The 16,919-nt window shown below is 65.9% G+C and carries 15 protein-coding genes; 8 read left to right on the forward strand and 7 right to left on the reverse strand.

Annotated elements, in window-relative coordinates; translation table 11 throughout:
• Positions 1–23: 23 nt before the first annotated feature.
• Genes VDP74_RS09660 through rsmA form a run of 3 tightly spaced genes read left to right on the forward strand, consistent with a single transcriptional unit; the run spans position 24 to position 4,725 of the window.
• Positions 24–2,387, forward strand: a complete 2,364-nt coding sequence (locus VDP74_RS09660) for an LPS-assembly protein LptD (RefSeq protein WP_416232968.1) — start codon at positions 24–26, stop codon at positions 2,385–2,387.
• On the forward strand, positions 2,384–3,910 hold the full coding sequence (locus VDP74_RS09665; RefSeq protein WP_322999419.1) for a peptidylprolyl isomerase: 1,527 nt from the start codon (positions 2,384–2,386) through the stop codon (positions 3,908–3,910). The genes VDP74_RS09660 and VDP74_RS09665 overlap by 4 nt, the downstream gene beginning before the upstream one ends.
• Entirely contained in the window at positions 3,907–4,725 is an 819-nt protein-coding gene (rsmA, locus tag VDP74_RS09670) for a 16S rRNA (adenine(1518)-N(6)/adenine(1519)-N(6))-dimethyltransferase RsmA (RefSeq protein ID WP_322999420.1), read from the forward strand. The genes VDP74_RS09665 and rsmA overlap by 4 nt, the downstream gene beginning before the upstream one ends.
• Before the next feature lie 7 nt (positions 4,726–4,732).
• Here rsmA and gloA read toward each other — a convergent pair whose 3' ends face one another.
• The 6 genes from gloA to glyQ all read right to left on the reverse strand — a co-directional run bounded on the left by gloA (position 4,733) and on the right by glyQ (position 10,353).
• Positions 4,733–5,128: a lactoylglutathione lyase gene (gene gloA / locus VDP74_RS09675; RefSeq protein ID WP_322999421.1), complete on the reverse strand. Its 396-nt coding sequence runs from the start codon at positions 5,126–5,128 to the stop codon at positions 4,733–4,735.
• A gap of 88 nt (positions 5,129–5,216) precedes the next feature.
• Positions 5,217–6,068, reverse strand: coding sequence for a SprT family zinc-dependent metalloprotease (locus VDP74_RS09680; RefSeq protein ID WP_322999422.1), 852 nt, complete (start codon positions 6,066–6,068; stop codon positions 5,217–5,219).
• Positions 6,055–6,783, reverse strand: coding sequence for a lysophospholipid acyltransferase family protein (locus VDP74_RS09685; RefSeq protein ID WP_322999423.1), 729 nt, complete (start codon positions 6,781–6,783; stop codon positions 6,055–6,057). The genes VDP74_RS09680 and VDP74_RS09685 overlap by 14 nt, the downstream gene beginning before the upstream one ends.
• The gene (gene gmhB, locus VDP74_RS09690) at positions 6,780–7,334 is read right to left on the reverse strand and encodes a D-glycero-beta-D-manno-heptose 1,7-bisphosphate 7-phosphatase (RefSeq protein ID WP_322999424.1); all 555 of its coding nucleotides are present in this window, start codon (positions 7,332–7,334) and stop codon (positions 6,780–6,782) included. The genes VDP74_RS09685 and gmhB overlap by 4 nt, the downstream gene beginning before the upstream one ends.
• Positions 7,331–9,463 carry a glycine--tRNA ligase subunit beta gene (gene glyS, locus VDP74_RS09695; RefSeq protein ID WP_322999425.1) on the reverse strand — a complete coding sequence of 711 codons (2,133 nt, stop codon included), beginning with the start codon at positions 9,461–9,463 and terminating at the stop codon, positions 7,331–7,333. The genes gmhB and glyS overlap by 4 nt, the downstream gene beginning before the upstream one ends.
• Positions 9,460–10,353, reverse strand: a complete 894-nt coding sequence (gene glyQ, locus VDP74_RS09700; RefSeq protein WP_322999426.1) for a glycine--tRNA ligase subunit alpha — start codon at positions 10,351–10,353, stop codon at positions 9,460–9,462. The genes glyS and glyQ overlap by 4 nt, the downstream gene beginning before the upstream one ends.
• Before the next feature lie 96 nt (positions 10,354–10,449).
• Between glyQ and VDP74_RS09705 the strand changes: the two genes are divergently transcribed.
• The 4 genes from VDP74_RS09705 to VDP74_RS09720 are packed head-to-tail and all read left to right on the forward strand — an operon-like array spanning position 10,450 to position 14,597.
• Positions 10,450–11,217 (forward strand): crotonase/enoyl-CoA hydratase family protein, encoded by a 768-nt coding sequence (locus VDP74_RS09705; RefSeq protein WP_322999427.1) that lies wholly within the window; start codon positions 10,450–10,452, stop codon positions 11,215–11,217.
• On the forward strand, positions 11,217–12,740 hold the full coding sequence (locus VDP74_RS09710) for a fumarate hydratase (RefSeq protein WP_322999428.1): 1,524 nt from the start codon (positions 11,217–11,219) through the stop codon (positions 12,738–12,740). The genes VDP74_RS09705 and VDP74_RS09710 overlap by 1 nt, the downstream gene beginning before the upstream one ends.
• A 28-nt stretch (positions 12,741–12,768) precedes the next feature.
• Positions 12,769–13,608 (forward strand): CoA ester lyase, encoded by an 840-nt coding sequence (locus VDP74_RS09715; protein WP_322999429.1) that lies wholly within the window; start codon positions 12,769–12,771, stop codon positions 13,606–13,608.
• Positions 13,605–14,597 (forward strand): thymidylate synthase, encoded by a 993-nt coding sequence (locus tag VDP74_RS09720; protein ID WP_322999430.1) that lies wholly within the window; start codon positions 13,605–13,607, stop codon positions 14,595–14,597. Before VDP74_RS09715 ends, VDP74_RS09720 begins: the two co-directional genes overlap by 4 nt.
• 26 nt (positions 14,598–14,623) lie before the next feature.
• On the opposite strand, the gene VDP74_RS09725 is transcribed toward VDP74_RS09720, so the two are convergent.
• A complete protein-coding gene (locus VDP74_RS09725; RefSeq protein ID WP_322999431.1) occupies positions 14,624–15,046 on the reverse strand; it encodes an OsmC family protein in 423 nt (140 codons plus the stop codon).
• A gap of 197 nt (positions 15,047–15,243) precedes the next feature.
• On the opposite strand from VDP74_RS09725, the gene VDP74_RS09730 reads away from it, so the two are divergent.
• Positions 15,244–16,917, forward strand: a complete 1,674-nt coding sequence (locus VDP74_RS09730) for a cbb3-type cytochrome c oxidase subunit I (protein WP_322999432.1) — start codon at positions 15,244–15,246, stop codon at positions 16,915–16,917.
• The last annotated feature ends 2 nt before the right edge of the window (positions 16,918–16,919 follow it).

The following is a 16,919-nucleotide window of genomic DNA, read 5'->3' on the forward strand; positions in this document are numbered from 1 at the left end:
TCACCCTAGAGGGCCCGGTCTTCGTGCATTGGATCAGCCGCATCATCCTCCTGAGCGCCGCCTTGTCGGCCCCGGCCCTGGCGGCCGACGCGCCAGCCGGCGAACTGCGCATGGTGGGCAGCCTGCGCCTGCATCCGGTGCCGCAGGGCGACGAGCTGCCGTCCTTCCTGATCGGGGATGACATCACGCGCCATGCGGATGGGCGGGTGACGCTGCAGGGGCACGCACAGGTGCGCCGCCTGAACGGCGTGGTGAAGGGCGACCGCATCGATTACGACCAGACGACCGGCGAAACCGAGATCCGGGGCGACGGCCTGCTGGCCCGCGATGGCAATATCGTGCGAGGCCCGCACCTGCGCTACAACGCCCGGACCAGTCAGGGCGAGATCCAGGCGCCGCAGTTCTGGCTGGGGGCGTCGGCCGGCAAGGGCCGGGCGGAACACGCAGACATCCTGGGCCGCCAGCACATGCGCCTGACCGGCGTGCGCTATACCGGCTGGTCGGGGCCCGATCCTGCCTGGTATATCGATGCGTCCCGCGTGGATCTGTATCTGGACGAAAACGAGGGCGCGGCCCGCAACGGCGTGCTGCGCTTCAAGGGCGTGCCGATCCTGTATTCCCCCTATCTGACCTTTCCGCTGGGCCGGGACCGCAAGACCGGTTTCCTGACCCCCACCTACGGGACGTCATCCAACGGGGGGATCGAGCTGACCACCCCGTACTACCTGAATCTGGCCCCCAACTACGATGCCACCCTGTACCCGCGCGTTCTCAGCAAGCGCGGCCTGCTGCTGGGGACCGAGTTCCGGCATCTGGGGGAATCCTCGCATTCCGAGCTGTTCGGCACCTACATCATGCGCGACCGCCAGACCGGCGACAAGCGCTGGATGTATTCGGTGCAACATACCCGGGAACTGGGCCACGGCCTGCAGGCCTACCTGGATGCCCGCAAGGTCTCGGACGACGATTATTTCCGGGATTTTTCGTCGTTCGGGCTGACCGATGCCGCGATCACCTACATGCCCAGCCAGGCGCTGCTGACCTGGTCGGGTGGCCCGCACTTCAGCGGGTCGCTGCAGTTCTACCGCTATCAGACCCTGCAGGACAGCACGGGCTCGTTCCTGGCGCCGCCCTACGACAAGCTGCCGGAACTCCACTTCCGGGCCCGGCATTACGATTGGCATGGCTTTGACGTGGTGTCCGACAATTACGCCACGCGTTTCGTGGCGCCCATCTATCACGGCAGCGCCTTTCCCGACGAATCCGGCAAGCGCCTGATGCCCAACGGCACCCGCCTGACGTCCTACACCTCGATTTCCCGGCCTTTCGTGCTGCCCGGCGCGTATCTCACCCCCAAGGTCGGCCTGCACATGAGCCAATACAACACCGATTGGTTCTATGACAGCATCCAGGGCCTGCCGCCTGAACTGCTGGGGCAGCCCCGGGTACAGACGCGAGTGCTGCCCATTGCCTCCGTGGATGCCGGCCTGACCCTGGAACGCGATTCGTCCTGGTTCGGCAATGCAGCCGTCCAGACGCTGGAGCCGCGCCTGTACTACCTGTACGTGCCGTATCGGGATCAGTCAGGCTTGCCCGTGTTCGATACGGGCATGGCGTCGTTCAGCTATCAGCAGGCCTTCGACGAGAACATCTTCAGCGGCGGCTGGGACCGCATCGCCAATGCCAATCAGTTGACGACTGGCCTGACCACTCGGTGGCTGGATGCCGATACGGGCTTCGAGCGCCTGTCCCTGTCGGTCGCGCAGCGCTTCTATTTCGACGACCAGCGGGTCACGCTGCCCAGCCAGACACCGCGCAAGGCCACGGAATCCGACTATCTGCTGGGGGCCAAGGCGGCGCTGACGGATCAGTTCTCCGTGTATTTCGACGGCCAGTTCGACCACGATACCCAGAAGCGCAATCGCCTCAGTTCAGGTGTGCGCTGGACGCCCAAACGCCTGGCGACGGTGTCACTGTCCTACCGCTACGAACGCGACCCCAATCTGTATACCGACCCATACCGGATCCTGCCGGTCGGCGCCGAGCAGCAGTCGCGCGAACAGGTCAGCCTCAGCAGCCAGTGGCCGCTGGCGCGTCGCTGGTTCGGCGTGGGCCGCTATGATTATTCCCTGGCCGAGAAACGCAACACTCAGTCCATCGTGGGCCTGGAATATCGCGGCGATGGCGGCTGGGCCGCTCGCGCGGTGCTGCAGCGTTACGCGGTGTCCGCAGAAAAGACCAATACGGCGCTCTTCCTTCAGCTGGAGCTCACCGGCCTGGGGTCGTTGGGCACCGATCCCATGTCCATGCTGTCCGAACGGATCACGGGCTATCAGTCCACGACCCCCCCCATCCCTGAAAAAACCGCTTTCGAGAGGTACGAATGATGTCAGGCTCGCGTCACCCCGCCAGCATGCTTACGCTGGCCCTGCTGCTGGGCGGCAGCATGCTGGCGCCGCCGGCGATGGCTGCCGGGAAAACCCGTCCGGCCACTGCGCCTGCGCCGCAGGCGGCGCCCTCCGAACAGTTCGTGGATGGCATTGCCGCCATCGTCAACAAGCAGGTCATCACCCTTGGTCAACTGACCGAGAAGCAGGCCGAAGTGCGCCGGCAGATGCAGCAACAGCAGATTCCGGTGCCTGACGGGGCCGTATTCAAGCGCCAGGTGCTCCAGCAGATGATCAATGCCGCCCTGCAGGAGCAGGAAGCCCAGCGCACTGGCATCCGGGTCTCCGATGCGCAGGTCGATCGGGCCATCCAGACCGTGGCGCAGCGCAACCGCCTGACGGTGGATCAGCTGCACAAGGAAATCCTGGGCAGCGGCATGAGCTGGGATCAGTACCGCGCAGAACTGCGTTCACAGATCCGCGACGACATGCTGCGCCAGCGCTTCGTCGAGGATCGCATCAGCATCAGCGACAGCGACGTCGATGCATTCCTGCAGACCCAGGGCGATCGGCCCCTGCCATCGCCGGTGCAGGCCCAGCCCCAGGCCCCTGCGGAACCCGAGCCCGCCGCCGTGCCTTCGGGGCCTGAACTGGTCGAACTGGCGCAGATCCTGATCGAGATTCCGGACTACGCCGCCAATTCCGTCGTGGCCGAAAAGCGCAAGCAGGCAGAAGACGTGCTGCGCAAGCTGAAATCCGGGGCCGATTTCGCCGGCGTGGCGGCGGCGTCCTCCAATGGGCCGCAGGCCCTGCAGGGTGGCGATATGGGCATCCGGCCCCTGAAGGACTGGCCCGATCTGTTCGCGCAGGCCATCGCCGACGTACCGGCGGGCGGCATCACCGGGATTCTCCAGAGCGGGCGGGGCTTTCACATCCTGAAGGTCGTGCGTCGCGGTTATGCCCAGCGCCCGGCGCCGAAAAAGGCGCCCGCAGCGCCGCCTGCAGCGACCCCCGCGCCCGCCCAGCAAGCCCCCGCAGCGTCCGGCCCCATGATGGTGACGCAGACTCATGCGCGGCACATCCTGATCAAGACCAGCAAGGTCGTCAACGACGACAAGGCACGCAGCACCCTGGAAAGCCTGCGGCAGCGCATCGAGCATGGCGAATCCTTCGCCGAACTGGCCAAACGCTATTCCCAGGACGCGTCGGCGCCGCAGGGCGGCGATCTGGGCTGGCTCAATCCGGGCGAGACCGTGCCGGCCTTCGAGCAGGCCATGAATGCCTTGCAGGACGGCCAGGTCAGCGAACCCGTCAAATCGCCGTTCGGCTGGCACCTGATCCAGGTCGAGGGTCGCCGCACCAAGAACATGGAACAGGAGTTCCGCCGCATGCAGGCGCGTCGCGCCCTGATGGAACGGCGTATCGGTCCGGCGTATGAAGACTGGCTGGATCAGTTGCGCAGTCAGGCCTATATCGACAACCGGCTGGACCACACCCGCAGCGGCACCCAGTCATCGCAATGACGCATCAGGCTCGCAAGCGCTTCGGCCAGCATTTCCTGAGCGACGAATCGGTCGTCGATGCCATCGTGCGGGCGATCGATCCGCTGGCCGGCGACCGGATGGTGGAAATCGGCCCGGGCCTGTCCGCCCTGACGGCGCCCCTGCTGGATCGGCTGGGCCACTTGACGGCGGTCGAACTGGACCGTGATCTGGCGCGGCGCCTGCGCGCCCAATGGGGAGACGACCGCCTGACGGTGGTCGAGGCCGATGCCCTGACGGTCGATTTCTCCAGCCTGATCCCTGCCGACGGCACCGGATCTGATGCCCCGGCTGGCCCGCGCCTGCGCATCGTCGGCAATCTGCCCTACAACATTTCCACGCCTTTGCTGTTTCACCTGATGCAGTGGGCTGACCAGGTGCAGGACCAGCATTTCATGCTGCAGCGCGAAGTCATCGACCGCATGGTGGCGCAGCCGGGCGACAGCCAGTACGGGCGCCTGTCGGTCATGCTGCAGGCCCGTTACCGGATGGTGAATCTGTTCGACGTGCCCCCGGATGCTTTCGATCCGCCGCCCAAGGTCATGTCGGCCATCGTGCGCATGCGCCCCCTGGCGCCGGATGCCTGGCGTCAGGCGAAAGACCCGGCCGTCTTCGAGCGGCTGGTTGCTCGGGTGTTCGAGCACCGGCGCAAGATGATCCGGGGCAGCCTGGGCGACTGGACGCACCGGCTGGATTGGGATGCCCTGGGCATCGCCCCGACTGCGCGGCCCCAGGAATTGTCGGTGACGCAATTCCTGGACATGTCCGATGCGCTGACGGCCGCCGGCGTCGCGTGAATCCGGATCAGTCGGCGCGGCTGTCGCGCTGAATCAGTTCGACCTTGTAGCCGTCGGGATCCTGCACGAATGCAATGACGGTCGAGCCGTGCTTCATGGGGCCGGCTTCGCGCACCACCAGGCCGCCACGCGCCTTGATGGTGGCGCAGGTGTCGTAGGCGTCTTCGACTTCGATGGCAATGTGGCCGTATCCGGCGCCGATATCGTAGGATTCCGTGTCCCAGTTATGGGTAAGTTCGATCACGGCGCCCTCGGATTCGTCCTGGTAGCCGACGAAGGCCAGGGTGAAGCGGCCGTCCGGATAGTCTTTGCGGCGCAGCAGGCGCATGCCCAGGATGTCGGTGTAGAACATCAGGGCGCGGTCCAGATTGCCGACGCGCAGCATGGTGTGAAGTAGTCGCATGGTGGATTTCCAGGATCAGGACAAGACGATCCACCTATCATACGCAAAACCTTGGTGGATCGTACGCCTGCGCCTGATGCGCGGGTGTTCAGAACAGCGGCAGGCTGGCCGGATGGTGCCGGGCCAGGGCATCCCGGGCCGACTTGAAGTCCGGATACAGCCGCTCGACTTCGCGCCAGAAGGCGGGGCCGTGGTTCATTTCCTTCAGGTGCGCCACTTCGTGCGCGACCACATAATCGATCAGATGCGGTGGCAGGTGAATCAGGCGCCAGTTCAGGCGGATGCGCCGTTGGCTGGTGCATGAACCCCAGCGGCCCTGGGCGGCAGAAAGCGCCCAGCCGTCGATGTCCTGTCCTGCCAGGGCCAGGCAGCGCTGCAGCCGGACATCAAAGTCCTGCCGGGCCTGCTCCTGCAGCCAGGCCTGCGCCCGTTCCTGGATGCGGTCGCCGTCGGCATGGTCGGGCAGCGGCAGGACCAGCCGGTCGCCGGCACCCGGGTTCAGCGCATCGCCCTCGAAGCCGGCGGGCCGCCCGCCATCGAGTTGCAGTTCGATCATCACGCCCAGGTAGGGGATGCGCCCGCCTGGCCGCCACTGCGTATCCTGCAGGGCCAGCAGGGCCATGCGTTCCTGGTTGATCCGCAGCTTGTCCCGGATCCAGCGGGACTTTTCCTGGATGACTTCCTCGATCTGCCGGCGGGTCGCCCACGTGGGCGCCTGGATCAGCAGGCGTGCGTCGCGGATGGTCAGGCCGATCGTCTTGCGCCGGGACCGGCGCAGGCGGTAGGCCAGCGGCTGGTCCTGCAGGCGGATTTCATGCCGGGTGTAGCCGGGCGGTTCGGGGGATGTCGCGGGAGGGCTCGCGGTGGGGTGCTGCCCTGGGGCCGCACCGGGCATCGGCGTATCGAACAGGCTGAGCTGCAGCGGTTCAGCGGTCGGCATACCGTTCGGGATTCAGGACCCGCATTTCGGTCTCGATCCAGTCGCGTACGGCGTTGTTCAGCGACACCGGGTTGTGTTGGGCCGGGTCGATGGCCGGGCCGAAGGACACGGTCACCAGGCCGGGTGTCTTCAGGAAGGCATTGCGCGGCCAGCGTTCCCCGGCATTGTGGGCCACCGGAATCACCGGCACGCCGGTCTTGCAGGCCAGCAGTGTGCCGCCTTGCTTGTAGCGCCCGACTTCGCCGGGGGCGACGCGGGTGCCTTCTGGAAACAGCACGGGCCAGCGGCCTTCCTGCAGCCGCCTGCTGCCGATGCGCACCACCTGATCGAAGGCCTCGCGGCCTTTGGCCCGGTCGATGGGGATCATGCTGAGCAGGGCCAGGCTCCAGCCGAAAAAGGGCACGTGATGCAGTTCCTTTTTATAGACGAACACCACGTCCTTGGGGAGCTTGACGGCGAAATACAGGGTTTCCCAGGCGGATTGATGCTTGGACAGGATGATGGCCGGCCCGTCGGGCAGGTGTTCCGTGCCGCGCGCCTGATAGCGGATGCCCAGGATCCAGCGCGCGCCCCACAGGGCCAGCCGTGGCCAGCCCAGGGTCAGGCGGTAGCGCCAGACCAGGGGCAGCGGCGCCCACAGGACGCAGCACAGGGCGTAGGGGATGACTGTGACCACCAGGAAGGCCATGTACAGGGCGGAACGCAGAAAGGTCATGGATGCGCCTTGAGCAGGGCGTCGGCCACGGCCGCCAGGTCGTCACGGACCTCGGTGCCGGCGGGCAGCTCGCCGCTGGTGCCGGAGGTTTCCCAGGTGGCGCGGCCCTTGCCCGTCAGCACCAGCCAGGGCGTGCAGCCGACCGCCGCTGCAGCCTGCAGGTCGCGCAGGCTGTCGCCCACCAGGGGCACGCCGTCCAGGTGGAGGTCCAGCCGCTGGGCAATGTCGTGCAGCATGCCGGGTAGCGGTTTGCGGCAGGTGCAGCGGTCTTCGGGACCGTGAGGGCAGAAGAAGATGGCGTCGATGCGCCCGCCCGCATCGGCCACGGCCTGGCGCATCCGGGCATGGATGGCACCCAGGGTTTCCATGGAGAACAGCCCCCGCGCCACGCCGGACTGGTTGCTGGCGACGACGACCCGCCAGCCGGCCTGGCTGAGACGGCCGATGGCTTCCAGGCTGCCGGGGATCGGGATCCATTCCTCGGGCGCTTTGATGAAGGCGTCGCTGTCGTGGTTGATGACGCCGTCGCGGTCCAGGATGATGAGCTTCACGTCGCCAGCCTGGACAGATCGGCCACCTGATTCATCAGGCCATGCAGGGACTGCAGCAGGGCCAGCCGGTTGTTGCGGATGCCCGGGTCATCGGCCATCACCATGACGTCGGTGAAAAAGCCGTCCACAGCCGCGCGCGCCTGGGCCAGAATGGCCAGGCTGGCGGTGAAGTTGCCAGCCTCCAGGGCTGCCTGTGCCTGCGGTGCCAATTGCCCGATGACGTCGGCCAGCCGGCGTTCGGCCGGTTCGGCCAACAGCGCGGGGTCGAATGCGGGCAGATCGCCTTCGGCCTTTTTCAGCAGATTGTTGACCCGCTTGTTGGCGGCTGCCAGGGATTCGGCTTCGGGCAGGGTGGTGAATTCCATGCAGGCCTGAACGCGGGCTGACACCTGGTGCAGGGGCGGGCGCAAGGCCAGGACTGCGTCGATGGCTGCTCGGTCGCAGCTTGCGGCCAGCTGGTTGCGATAGCGTTCGTAGACGAAGTCCAGCACGGCGTCGACCGTGCCTTTGGCCAGCGCGCCCGCGCTGAAGTTGCCGGCTGCCTGCGCCAGCAGTTCAGCCAGTCGGGCAGGGGAGTCCTGGCTGGCCTGCAGGTAGCCGCCGGCCGTGAGCTGTTCGTAGGCGCTGATCAGGCCCAGGGCCGCGCGGCGCAGCCCGTAGGGGTCGCGCTCGCCGGTGGGCGCCAGGCCGATACCCCAGATGCCGATCAGCGTTTCTGCGCGTTCGGCCATGAACAGCACCGTAGCGATCAGGGCGTCCGGGGTGACGGGAGCATCCAGGCGGATGCGGTATTGATCACGCAACGCGCGTGCGACCTCGGGCGGCTCGCCGTCGTGCTGGGCGTAGTAGGCGCCCATGATGCCCTGCAATTCCGGGAATTCCCCGACCATCTGGGTGCCCAGGTCGGCGTGGGCCAGCATGGCGGCCCGGGCGGCGACCAGGGGTGCGCCGCCCAGCAGGGGCGCCAGCCAGCGGGCGATCTTGCGCACTCGTTCCGTGCGCTCCAGCTGGCTGCCCAGCTTGTTGTGATAGACGCTGTGGGCCAGGTCGGCGACACGGTCGGCCAGAGGAGTCTTCAGGTCGGTCTGGTAGAAGAACTGCGCATCGGCCAGGCGGGGGCGCACGACGCGCTGGTTGCCCTGGATGATGTGGGTCGGGTCCTGCGGCTGCATGTTGCTGACGATCAGGAAGCGGTGGGTCAGCGCCCCCGTGGCCGGGTCGAACAGCGGGAAATACTTCTGGTTCAGCCGCATCGTCAGGATCAGGCATTCCGGGGGTACGGCCAGGAAGGCTTCCTCGAAGGCTCCGACGTACACGGTGGGCCATTCGACCAGCGCCGTGACTTCGTCCAGCAGCGCCTCGACTTCGGGGTCCGAGCCAATGGTGGCCCCCAGGGTGGCCGATGCTTCCGCCAGTTGTCCGGCGATGCGGGCGCGCCGTTCGGCGAAGGCCGGGATGACGTAGCCCGAGCCCGTCAGCTGGGCGGCCCAGTCGTCGGTCGAGGCGATGGCCAGCGGTTCCTGGCACAGGAAACGATGCCCGCGCGTGATGCGGTCGGCCTGCAGGCCCAGGGTCTGGACCGGGATGACGTCCTCGCCCCAAAGCGCCAGCAGATGGTGCGCAGGCCGCACGAACTTCACGCTGGTGTGCCCGTCGGCCAACTGGTACTGCATGACCTTGGGAATGGGCAGGTGGGTGACCGCGTAGTCCAGCGCCTGCTGCAGGCCGTCGGCCAGCGCCGCGCCCGGGGCGGTGCCCTCGGCGTAGAGCACGTCCTGTTTGCCGTCGTGGCGGCGGGCCAGGGCGGCCGGGTCCAGGTGGGCCAGATTTTTCGCCTGCAGTTTCTTCAGCAAGGCAGGGGTGGCGGCCCCCTGGGCATCCAGGCCGATGGCCGCCGGCATCAGCTTTTCGCTGTAGGGCTGGTCGGGAGCCTGTCCCAGCACGGCACTGAGATGCACGGCCAGCCGGCGTGGCGTGGCGTAGGGGGTGCAGATGCAGGAATCTGCCAGCAGATGCTGGGCCTGCAGGGTTTTCCGGATGCCGTCGGCAAAGGCATTGCCCAGGGCGTTCAGGGCCTTGGGCGGCAGTTCTTCGGTCAGCAGTTCGACGATCAGGGGACGGGTGCTCATGCCTGGGCCTCCAGCATGGGGAAGCCCAGCCGTTCACGGGATTCGTAATAGGCCTGCGCCACGGCCCGCGACAGGTTGCGGATGCGGCCGATGTAGGTGGCGCGTTCGGTGACGCTGATGGCGCCCCGGGCATCGAGCAGATTGAATGTGTGGGCGGCCTTCAGGGTGGCTTCGTAGGCGGGCAGGGCCAGCGGGACTTCGATCAGGCGCCTGGCCTCGGTTTCGTAGTCGTTGAAATGAGCGAACAGCATGGGCGTGGCGGCGTACTCGAAATTGTAGGTGGACTGTTCGACCTCGTTCTGGTGGAACACGTCGCGGTAGTGCACGCGGCGGCCATCGGGGGCTTCGGTCCAGACCAGGTCGTAGACGGATTCCACGCCTTGCAGGTACATGGCCAGGCGTTCCAGGCCGTAGGTGATCTCGCCCATGGTCGGGTTGCAGTCCAGGCCGCCGACCTGCTGGAAGTAGGTGAACTGCGTGACTTCCATGCCGTTGAGCCAGACTTCCCAGCCCAGGCCCCAGGCGCCCAGCGTGGGGTTTTCCCAGTCGTCCTCGACGAAGCGGATGTCGTGCTGCTGCGGGTCGATGCCGACGGCCTTCAGGGACCCGAGATACAGGTCCAGGATGTTCAGCGGGGCCGGTTTCAGGACCACCTGGAACTGATAGTAGTGCTGCAGCCGATTCGGGTTGTCGCCGTAGCGCCCGTCCTTGGGGCGCCGAGACGGCTGGACATAGGCCGCTCGCCAGGGTTCCGGGCCGATGGCGCGCAGGAATGTGGCGGTATGGGATGTCCCGGCCCCGACTTCCATGTCGTAGGGCTGCAGCAGGGTGCAGCCCTGTCGGTCCCAATATTGCTGGAGCGATAAAATCAGTTGTTGGAATGTGAGCATGACGTGGCGGGTGACCCGCAAGGTTCGTATCCGAAACTCGGGTACAGTGCGGACTGCGCCCGAAACGGCCATTTTATCCACTTTGTCGGAGAACACATGAGCGAGTGCCTGGAAGTCCAGCGGCAGGACGATATCCTGATCCTGCGCCTGAATCGGCCGCAGGCGCGCAATGCCGTCAATCTGGAAGCCGCGCAGGCCCTGGCCGCCGGCCTCGACAGGCTGGATGCCGACCCGGACCTGCGCCTGGGCATCCTGACCGGCGCGGGCGGGCATTTTTGCGCCGGCATGGACCTGAAGGCCTTTGCCGCCACCGGCCAGCGCCCCTACGTCGGGGATCGCGGCTTCGGGGGGCTGTGCGAACGCCCGCCGCAAAAACCCCTGATCGCGGCCGTCGAGGGCTACGCCCTGGCGGGTGGTTGCGAACTGGCCCTGGCCTGCGACCTGATCGTGGCCGCCCGCGACGCGAAGTTCGGTGTGCCCGAGGTCAAGCGCGGGCTGGTGCCGGGGTCCGGTGGCATGCTGCGGCTGCCTTCGCGCATTCCGTATCACGTCGCCATGGAAGCCGTGCTGACCGGCGACCTGTTCCCGGCGGAACGCTTCCACCAGCTGGGGCTGGTCAATCGCCTGGCCGATCCGGGCGGGGCGCTGGATGCCGCCCTGGCGCTGGCGCGCACCATCGCAGCCAACGGCCCACTGGCCGTGCGCACGGCGAAATCCATCATTTCACAATCGCGCAACTGGCGCCCGGACGATATGTTCGATCTGCAGCGCCCGCGCATTGCCCACATTTTCACATCCGAGGACGCGCGCGAAGGCGCCACCGCGTTCGCCGAAAAACGACCACCGGTCTGGAAGGGAAAATAATGACCACCATCACCGAACACGATCTGATCCAATCGATTGAAGATGCCGTCCAGTTCATCAGCATCTATCATCCGCTGGACTACATCCACCATCTGGCTCGCGCCTACGAGGTCGAGGAAAGCCCCGCTGCCCGCGACGCGATTGCGCAGATCCTCACCAATTCACGCCTGTGCGCCGAAGGCCACCGGCCGATCTGCCAGGACACCGGCATCGTCAACGTCTTCATGAAGATCGGCATGGACGTGCGTTTCGACACCCGCCGCAGCCTGCAGGAACTCTGCGACGAGGGCGTGCGCCGGGGCTACACGAATCCCGACAACCCCCTGCGGGCCTCGGTGCTCGATGACCCGCTGTTCGCCCGGCGCAACACGCGCGACAACACGCCCTGCGTGCTGCAGGTCGAACTGGTGCCAGGCGACACCGTGGACGTCCAGGTGGCGGCCAAAGGCGGTGGCTCGGAAAACAAGACCAAGTTCGCCATGCTCAACCCCAGCGATTCGCTGATCGACTGGGTGCTGAAGACCGTGCCGCACATGGGGGCCGGCTGGTGCCCCCCCGGCATGCTGGGCATCGGGGTCGGCGGCACGGCCGAAAAGGCCATGCTGATGGCCAAGCAGTCGCTGATGCAGGACATCGACATGTACGAGCTGCTGCAGCGCGGCCCGCAGAACAAACTGGAAGAACTGCGCATCGATCTCTATCAGAAGGTCAATGCGCTGGGGATCGGCGCCCAGGGTCTGGGCGGCCTGACGACCGTGCTGGACGTCAAGATCATGACCTGTGCGACGCACGCGGCGTCCAAGCCAGTCGCCATGATTCCCAACTGCGCCGCGACCCGCCACGTGCATTTCGTGCTGAATGGGAACGGGCCGGCCGCCCTGCAGCCGCCGGCCCTGTCCGAATGGCCGGAAGTCCACTGGAAACCCGACTACAAGGCCTCTCGCCAGGTCAACCTCGATACCCTGACGCGCGAAGAAGTCGCATCCTGGAAACCCGGCGAGCGCCTGCTGCTCTCCGGCAGCATCCTCACCGGCCGCGACGCGGCCCACAAGCGCATCCAGGACATGCTGGCGCGCGGCGAATCCCTGCCTGTGGACTTTGCGGGCCGGGTCATCTATTACGTCGGGCCCGTCGGTCCGGTGCGCGACGAGGTCGTTGGCCCGGCAGGCCCGACCACGTCTACGCGGATGGATAAGTTTACCGATATGATGCTGGGGCAGACCGGCCTGCTGGCGATGATCGGCAAGGCCGAACGCGGCCCCGAGGCCATCGAATCCATCCGCCGGCACGGTTCGGCCTACCTGATGGCCGTGGGCGGTTCGGCCTACCTGGTGTCCAAGGCCATCCGTGCCGCGCGCGTGGTGGGTTTCGAGGATCTCGGCATGGAAGCCATCTACGAATTCCAGGTGCAGGACATGCCGGTGACGGTAGCTGTGGATTCTCAGGGGGTGTCCGTGCATACGACAGGGCCGCGGGAATGGCAGCAGCGCATCGCCGCCCGCATGGTAGCCGCCGGGGCCTGATCCACGCTTTTCACGATAGGGGGATACGATGCATGAAACCTTGATGCGCAGCGCGCTGTTCGTACCGGCCACCCGGCCGGACCGCTTTTCCAAGGCCATTGCCAGCGGCGCCGACGCCGTCATCGTCGATCTGGAAGACTCGGTGGCGCCCGATGCCAAATCCGCCGCCCGGGATGCGCTGGCCCGCCATGCGGCCGAGCATCCTCAGGATCGTCTGTGGGTGCGCATCAACGATGGCTCCACGTCGTGGTTCGAAGATGATCTGGCCCTGTGCCGCGAACTGCCTGCGGTGGCCGGGATCCTTCTGCCCAAGGCCCAGGCGGCCGACCACGTCTACAAGGTCTCCGGCGCCGGCAAGCCCCTGATTCCCATCATCGAATCGGCGCAAGGGCTGCGGGTGCTGGACAAGATCGCCGAGGCCAACGGCGTGGTCCGCCTGACTTTCGGCATCCTCGACTTGATGGTGGAATTCGGCACCCGGCCGCAGACCGAAGGCGCCCAGCGCATCCTGGATCAGGTGCGCTTCCAGATCTTGCAGGCCAGCCGCATGCACGGCCTGGCCGACCCCGTCGATACGATCTATGCGGATTTTTCCGACGAAGCCGGCCTGGAAGGCGCGGCCGTGCTGGCTCGCGACATGGGCTTTAGCGGCAAGCTCTGCATCCATCCCAAACAGGTGCCGGTGGTGCATCGCGTATATCGGCCCTTGCCCGAGGAACTCGACTGGGCGCGCCGCGTCGTCGAACACGCTGAACGCACGGGTGAATACGCCTTTCGTCTGGATGGCCGCATGGTCGATCGGCCCGTCATCGAAAGCGCCCGCCGGGTGCTGGAACGCGGTGGCCAGTATGGGGCGCAATCGGAATGAAGGCGTACCTGGACCTGGTGCAGTCCATTTTCGACCAAGGGTCGTGGCAGGACAATCGCACCGGTGTGCGCACGCTCAGCCTGCCCGGCGCTTGCCTGCGCTTCGACCTGCGTGAAGGTTTCCCCGCCGTCACCACCAAGCGCCTGGCCTTCAAGTCCGCGATCGGCGAACTGGTGGGCTTTCTGCGCGCGGCTGACAGCGCAGCGGATTTTCGTGCCCTGGGCTGCCGCGTGTGGGACCAGAACGCCAATGAAAACCAGGCCTGGCTGGACAGCCCCTGGCGGGGCGGCCCCGACGATCTGGGGCCGGTCTATGGCGTGCAGTGGCGCCAGTGGCCCGCGTACAAGCTGATCGATCTGGACCAGCCGCGCGGCGCTGATCAGATCGCCGACGCCCTGGCGCGCGGCTATCGGCAGGTCAGTGTGATCGAAGACGCGACGGGAAAGGGCGGGTCCCGCCAGGCGCTGCTCTACAAGGCCGTCGATCAGTTGCGCCAATGCCTGGATACGCTGATGCGCGATCCGGGCAGCCGCCGCATCCTGTTCCACGGCTGGAACTGGGCGCAGATCGAGGAAATGGCCCTGCCGCCCTGCCACCTGCTGTATCAGTTTCTGGCCAACCCCACCACGCGCGAACTGTCCCTGTGCCTGTACATCCGCAGCAATGACGTGGGGCTGGGCACGCCCTTCAACCTGGCCGAAGGCGCCGCCCTGACGCATCTGGTGGCGCGCCTGACAGGCTATACGCCTCGGTGGTTCACGTATTTCATCGGCGATGCGCACATCTACGAGACCCACGTGGACATGCTGCGCGAACAGCTGCGCCGCGATCCCTATCCGGCGCCGCAGCTGCGCCTGTCCGACCGGATCCCCGCCTATGCCGATACCGGCGTCTACGCGCCGGAATGGCTGGAACGGGTCGAACCCGGAGACTTCACCCTGGAAGGATACCGCCACCACGCACCGTTGACGGCGCCGATGGCAGTGTAGGGTCTCGTACGGCGCCGCGCCGGGGCTCAGCCTTCGATGATCTCGATGGAATGGGTGATTTCCGCCGTCTTTTCCAGCATGGCGACGGCGGAACAATACTTCGTGTGCGATAGTTCGACCGCGCGTTCGACGGCGGCGGCAGACAGGTTCTTTCCCGTGACCCGGAAGGCGAAGTGGATCTTGGTGAAAACCTTGGGTTCTGTATCGGCGCGTTCGGCGCTCAGCTTGACCTGACAGCCCGTGATGGCGTGGCGGCCGCGCTTCAGGATCAGCACGACATCGTAGGCGGCGCAGCCACCGGCGCCGGTCAGCACGGTTTCCATGGGGCGGGCGGCCAGGTTCTGTCCGCCGCCCTCCGGGGCGCCATCCATGGCCAGGACGTGGCCGCTGCCGGTGCGCGAAATGAACAGCATGCCCTCCGGGCCTTGCCAGTCTAGGGTGCATTCCATCGTGAGAGATCCTCGGGTCAGGTAGATGAAGGGGAAGGTGGGACCGTGCAGCTGGAAGCCCTCATGAAAGATGGGGGTTTTTCCTATCTTGGATCCTGCACGGATTTATCATAGATCAAAACTAACGCTACAATCCTGGGTTGCCGAAGCCGGTCTATCGCCGGCTCGGGCGTCAATTGTCCTTCACTGGAAGCGCTGTGGATACCGTCACCGTACTACTCCTGACCTTTATCATGTCCGTGACCGGACTGGGTATTTTTATCTGGTCCCTGCGACGGAACATGTTCGACGACAACCCCGCTGCGGCCGGGGTGATCTTTTCGACCGGCGAAATCGGCCACGTCGAAGATCCCTCCGCCACGCCTGAACAGCGAGCCGGCCTGCAGCAGGTCGTGACCGAGGGCGGCAAGGCCGTCATCGATCCGTCTCTGGCCGACAAGCTCAAGGCCGAGCTGACCGAACGCATGGAGGCCGACCAATCCACGGCCTACGTGACTTTCGTCTTCCTGGCCTGTGCCATCGTCTGGCTGGTGGCGGCCTCCACGTTCGGCCTGATCAGTTCGATCAAGCTGCACAATCCCGAATTCCTGACTGAATACGCCTGGCTGACCTTCGGTCGCACGCGTACGCTGCACCTGAACATGGTGGCCTACGGCTGGTGTCCGATGGCGGCCTTCGGGATCGCCATCTGGGTTCTGCCGCGCCTGCTGAAAACCCGCCTGTACGGCGGCCGCTTCGCGCTGCTGGGCTGCATGCTCTGGAACGCCGGCCTGATTGCCGGCCTGGGCGCGATCGCTGCGGGCATCAACGACGGCCTGGAATGGCTGGAAATCCCCTGGCAGGTCAGCATCCTGATCGTGATCGGCGGTTCGCTGATCGCCCTGCCGCTGGTGTTCACGCTGCGCAACCGCAAGGTCGATCACCTGTACGTGTCGATCTGGTACATGGGCGCGGCGCTGTTCTGGTTCCCGGTGCTGTACCTGGTGGGCAAGGTGCCCGGCGTGCACTTCGGCGTGGAGCAGGCCACCATGAACTGGTGGTTCGGCCACAACGTGCTGGGCCTGTACTACACCCCGATCGCCCTGGCCTCGGTGTACTACTTCCTGCCCAAGATCATCGGCCGTCCGATCCAGTCCTACAACCTGTCGCTGATCGGCTTCTGGGCGCTGGCCTTTTTCTACGGCCAGGTCGGCGGCCACCACCTGGTCGGCGGCCCGGTGCCGCACTGGCTGATCACGCTGTCGATCGTCCAGTCCATGATGATGATCATCCCGGTGCTGGCCTTCTCGGTGAACCAGCACCTGACGATGCGCGGCCACTTCAAGACCATGTACTACTCGCCCACGCTGCGCTTCATCGTGCTGGGCGCCATGATGTACACGGTCAGTTCCTTCGAGGGTTCCTTCGAAGCCCTGCGCAGCGTCAGCCGCGTGGCGCACTTCACGCACTTCACCGTGGCGCACGCTCACCTGGGGCTGTATGCCTTCTTCTCCATCGTCATGTTCGGCGCCATCTATTTCGTGATGCCGCGCGTCATGTCCTGGGAATGGCCGCATCCGAAACTCATCATCGTGCACTTCTGGCTGGTGTTCGTCGGCATGATGGTCTACATCATCGGCCTGTCCATCGGCGGCTGGCTGCAAGGCCTGGCCATGCTGGATGCCGCACGACCGTTCATGGATTCGGTGCTGGTCACGATGCCGTACCTGGAAGCCCGCACGCTGGGCGGCACTCTGATGACGCTGGGCCACCTGGTCTTCGCCGTGCACTTCGTGCAGATGGCGCTGCGCTATGGCCGCAACCGCGTCGGTCCCGCCTTGTTGCATAAACGTAAGTCTCAGCCTGAAGTTCAGGCGATTGCAGGTGCCTGATC

Origin of the sequence: Castellaniella sp., from assembly GCF_034674885.1 — a bacterium.
Classification (GTDB): Bacteria; Pseudomonadota; Gammaproteobacteria; order Burkholderiales; family Burkholderiaceae_B; genus Castellaniella.